Below are 4,277 nucleotides of genomic sequence, written 5' to 3' on the forward strand. Positions count from 1 at the left end.
AGCTGGTCAACAAAGAGGTCAATGACGCGTACGGGGTTTTCTTCGGTGATGTACTCATCAAGTAACTCTGGTAACAGCGTACTTTGGGTTCGATCTTGGCCAGTAATGAATCGTTTCATCTTCATGAACACCCGTTAATTAGTGATACTGAATTAACGTTTGAGAGTGCTTAGGTGTTTACAACAACAGGGGAATTAATAGGTGTTTTTACACAGCCTCGACCCATAAGAGACGGTGGCTAGATAAAGAAAAACCCACCGAAGTGGGCTAAAAACAAAGCTGAACTACTGATTTAAGCAGTCATCATGGGCTCTGTATTTTGCTTCTTACGTCCAAACATGAGGAACAAGCAACCTAATAAGAAACCGACCTTCGGAGCGAGTGAGCCATCGATTTCGGGGGCACCAGGAACACCAGTCAGGGTATAGAAAGTATTGCTTGAATCCAAAGCCGTGTAAGGGGTAGTTATTCCACCAATATTTACGAAGTCACCGCTATTTGGAGTTATCGCATGAATCACAGCTTGGTTGTTGTACCAATTGCTATTTTGTTGAAACGAAAGATTGAGATAAAGATACTGTCCACCACCAGTGTCCCCAATATTGCTACTGATGTTACTGAGATTGGTAACCGATGTGGGAGAGTCGGTAGCAGTTCCATATTTAACATCGGTAAAGTGAATGAGCATACCCGGGGTTGTACCAGGATTATCACCCCAGGTTCCATAACCCGAACCCGTAACTACTTGACCATCAGAACCAGTAGTTGAAAAAAAGATATCAACCGTTTGCGCCTGGGCAATACCACCAACTACCGCACTAGCAATGACTAGGGTAGCTGTAATGAGAAAGCGTTTAAAGGTAAGGTTAATATGGGTTTCCTGACAACACAGTGTTGAATTTGCTCGAAATCTAGGGGCAGTCTTAACGGGATGTTAAGTCAGCTCAAAGGTCTGTTGCACTTATTCTACCTAGGTTTGATATGAATCAAAAGTATTCGTCAGGTTTATGGTGTGCAGTGCAATACATTAGGCTGCTATAGGCTGTAGAGCGGTCTTTGATGCTAATTGGGCTCTGCAGGCAGAGTGCGACCCATAAGAGACGGTGGCTAGATAAAGAAAAACCCACCGAAGTGGGCTAAAAACAAAGCTGAACTACTGATTTAAGCAGTCATCATGGGCTCTGTATTTTGCTTCTTACGACCAAACATTAAGAACAGGCAACCCAACAAAAATCCTACTTTAGGAGCGAGTGAGCCATCGATTTCAGGGGCGCCGCCTGAGTGAACCGTTGCTACAGCATAAGTCTTGGTCAAAGCTGGATCACCATAATAGCTTTGAGCTGATGAACCGTTAAATTGGACGTAATAGGCTACATCGTTGTATTGAAAACGTGGAGCGACCCCACCACTAGACAGACTATCTCCTACTGCCGTGGCAAACAAAGTTGCAACTGTGGAATTTCCTCCATCCCCACCCCCTGACCACCAAGGTGTTCTGGTGGCAATTTGCGAATAATTAGTGCCATTATAAACAACTGTACTTAAATCATAGTTCGTTGTTGTAGTGCCATTAAAGTAGGCATACGTATTGCCACCTATAAATGTAACAGTTGAAGCAGCGATTGCACTAGTAGCAATTACCCCCCCCCCAATACGGAGAAAACCAAAGTCAGCATTAGTTTTTTTAAGTTCATTCTCGTATCCAAAGTAGAGTGGTTAATTGACTAAAACCTAGTATATATAAGTTTCATATCCATTGGTAATCCTCCAGCAACCTTATTTGCTCCAAAAACAATAATTTCCCAGTCACGACTAACTGCTGCTGGCCGATTAGAATCAATTGGGTCAAATCAGGTAATCGGACTCTACCCGACCCTAAGCGGTCATTGCCTAAACAAGCAATACAACCCAGCCCAGTACAAATAGGAGAGCTACTGCTACCCAGCGATTGGTAAATAGCCGATGAATTTGAGGTACCTTCCAACTCACCAGTGCAATGACTAGTCCACCGCCAATGCCTGCTAAAGAGAGCGCAATGAGTTTTTGCAGGGTGACCCAGGAAGGGGTTTTATCAAAGAGCTCAAACAAGGGCATCCAGAACCAAATGGCGGCTAATGCCATCAGTACAAATTGGATAAGCCGAGAGCGCCACACCAGCAAAAACTCTTCTTTGGCAATTTGTCCAATAGACTTTTTCATGTTCTTTCCTGTAGAGCCCATCTTAGGAAGAATCATTTTTAAGAGCCGCTCTTTGAGTGGCCTAGTACTTTGCTCTCGTTGGGGAGGTGAACGGTAAAAAGAGATCAGCACTGCAGGTACTAGCAATAACAAAGCAAAATACCAACTCACCTTGAACTGTTCTACTAAGGTAGCCGGTTTATCGGCTTTGACAATGGCCTGCTGCTTTTGGACTTCAGTCGCTAAGGCTGCATCGTTAATTTCGATTTTGGCTTTGACGCGTAAATCATCAATCACTTTGGTCCCTAGCTGATTGCGCCGTGCTGCCATCACCTTTTTAGCAATCGCAGGGCTGGCATCTTCTAAGGCAACGGGGTCAGAGTACTTCCCAATACTTTTAATAATGAGGATGCCTTTTTGATTGTTACTCACTTGACTATTGGTTTGACCCTCAATCAGTGTTTTCAAAATGGCTAGGATAGAAGGATTAATTTCTTCAGCACTGAGCCAATTGTTGGTACTGCCGTATTTAATCCCGCGATTCTTAAGGAGTTCTTTCACGCCATCAAAGCCGGAGCTACCAATCTTTAAGGTGCGCTCAATCTCGGCAGCGGTTAAAGACTCACTTAAAGGAATACTGAGAACTTGATAGTGGTAGATATAACGCTTGGCATAAAAGTCGGGGTTATCGCGATAGATCTGCTCAATCAGTTGTGGAGTGGCTTCGGGGATCTTGCCAATCCGAGAGCTCATGTACAAGTTATCAGCACCTTGCTCTTGCATGGCTTTGAGATCCGTTTCCCAATCGGCATTTTGCTTGGTATCAATCTGGGCAATGGCTTGGCGAACTAGCGCTTGATTAATGAGGCCAGTTAAAGCTTGGGTTTTAATCCGCACCTGCAATTCAGGATCGGTTACGCCTTTGAGTTGAGTAAGAGTAATAGCGTCTAACTGCCCAGCAGTAATGGATTGATTATTGACCGTTGCCACCACTACAGAAGCCTTATCGCCTGATGGGCTGCCTTGCGCCCAGACTAAAGAGTGCAAAGCACCAAACAATACAAGAGTGGCTACAGTGAAAAGCTGCAGGATTGGTTTCATAGGCAATGTTTTACTACAGTTTAATCAAAAAGACCCGCATCAAGCGGGTCAGAGGCAATACCAAACTAAAGCAGCTTAGGCAGTTAGCAATGCTTCGGTATTTTGTTTCTTACGACCAAACATCAGGAATAGGCAACCGAGTAAGAATCCAACCTTCGGAGCGAGTGAGCCATCGATTTCAGGGGCGCCCGCGGAGGTATTAACCACTGCAAAACCTTCTGTGTACCAACGAGCTTCTGGGGTGCCGAGTATCACACTCCCATCACGATTTTGAACAGGTGCATCATACAAATTACCCCACGAACCGCTTCCGTAATTTAAACCTATTGCAAAATAAGGCGGATAGCCAGCATCAGAGGGAGTTCCTAGAACATACGTACCAGCATTACTTAAGGCGGTAGCAAAGGCCATGGCTTTAGTTGCATCCCCAAACCAAGGTTGTTGAGATAAGAGCGCTACGTTAGCATCGTAGGTGCCTGTAATGTAAGTAATATCGTAACTCTGACCGCTAACATTCAGAAGTACATCAGGGTTAGCAGCTTGGGTTAATCCGCTAATCATGACACCCAATAGGGCGGTTACCCAAACCAGTAATAGTTTTTTAATTGAAGTACTCATAACACCCCTAAGGATTGAACTGTGTTGCAACGCTAAGGCGATAGGCAAAGCAAAATGCTAAGGCAGCTCAAAGGTTTGTATCGAAATATTACTGGGATTTGATTTATATCAATCTTGACTTTAGTCAACATTTTGAAATGTAGAGGGCAACTTTAGTTCTATAGTAGAAACCCTAGCTTAGGATTTGATTAGCATTGGGTGAGTTCCTAGATGCTTTAGATAATCATCAGAGCTGTGAGCGTCTCAAAATGGCCGAGGCTGTGTAAAAACCCAAAATACTTCCATTGATTTAGATTTAAAGCGTGTACACGGGTTTTGGCCTTCAATCAAACGCTTCTGGCTGAGCCAGCAATTCTGTTTTGGTAATTTGTGATTTTTTA

Annotated in this window: 4 protein-coding genes; all 4 read right to left on the reverse strand. The window is 44.0% G+C overall.

Going from position 1 to position 4,277, the window contains the following annotated elements:
- Positions 1–292: 292 nt before the first annotated feature.
- The 4 genes from ICN37_RS08370 to ICN37_RS08385 all read right to left on the reverse strand — a co-directional run bounded on the left by ICN37_RS08370 (position 293) and on the right by ICN37_RS08385 (position 3,897).
- A complete protein-coding gene (locus tag ICN37_RS08370; RefSeq protein ID WP_216156615.1) occupies positions 293–688 on the reverse strand; it encodes a hypothetical protein in 396 nt (131 codons plus the stop codon).
- A 473-nt stretch (positions 689–1,161) separates the two neighbouring features.
- The gene (locus tag ICN37_RS08375; protein WP_216156618.1) at positions 1,162–1,443 is read right to left on the reverse strand and encodes a hypothetical protein; all 282 of its coding nucleotides are present in this window, start codon (positions 1,441–1,443) and stop codon (positions 1,162–1,164) included.
- 447 nt (positions 1,444–1,890) lie between these two features.
- Positions 1,891–3,279 carry a hypothetical protein gene (locus ICN37_RS08380; RefSeq protein ID WP_216156620.1) on the reverse strand — a complete coding sequence of 463 codons (1,389 nt, stop codon included), beginning with the start codon at positions 3,277–3,279 and terminating at the stop codon, positions 1,891–1,893.
- A 75-nt stretch (positions 3,280–3,354) separates the two neighbouring features.
- Complete coding sequence (locus ICN37_RS08385; RefSeq protein WP_216156623.1) at positions 3,355–3,897, reverse strand: hypothetical protein; 543 nt, start codon at positions 3,895–3,897, stop codon at positions 3,355–3,357.
- Between the last annotated feature and the right edge of the window lie 380 nt (positions 3,898–4,277).

It is taken from the genome of Polynucleobacter sp. P1-05-14, assembly GCF_018881675.1.
GTDB lineage: Bacteria > Pseudomonadota > Gammaproteobacteria > Burkholderiales > Burkholderiaceae > Polynucleobacter.

Coding starts and splice junctions, on each gene's coding strand:
- ICN37_RS08370 (WP_216156615.1), bottom strand. CDS start 688: ATGCTCATTCACTTTACCGATGTTAAATATGGAACTGCTACCGACTCT.
- ICN37_RS08380 (WP_216156620.1), bottom strand. CDS start 3,279: ATGAAACCAATCCTGCAGCTTTTCACTGTAGCCACTCTTGTATTGTTT.
- ICN37_RS08385 (WP_216156623.1), bottom strand. CDS start 3,897: ATGAGTACTTCAATTAAAAAACTATTACTGGTTTGGGTAACCGCCCTA.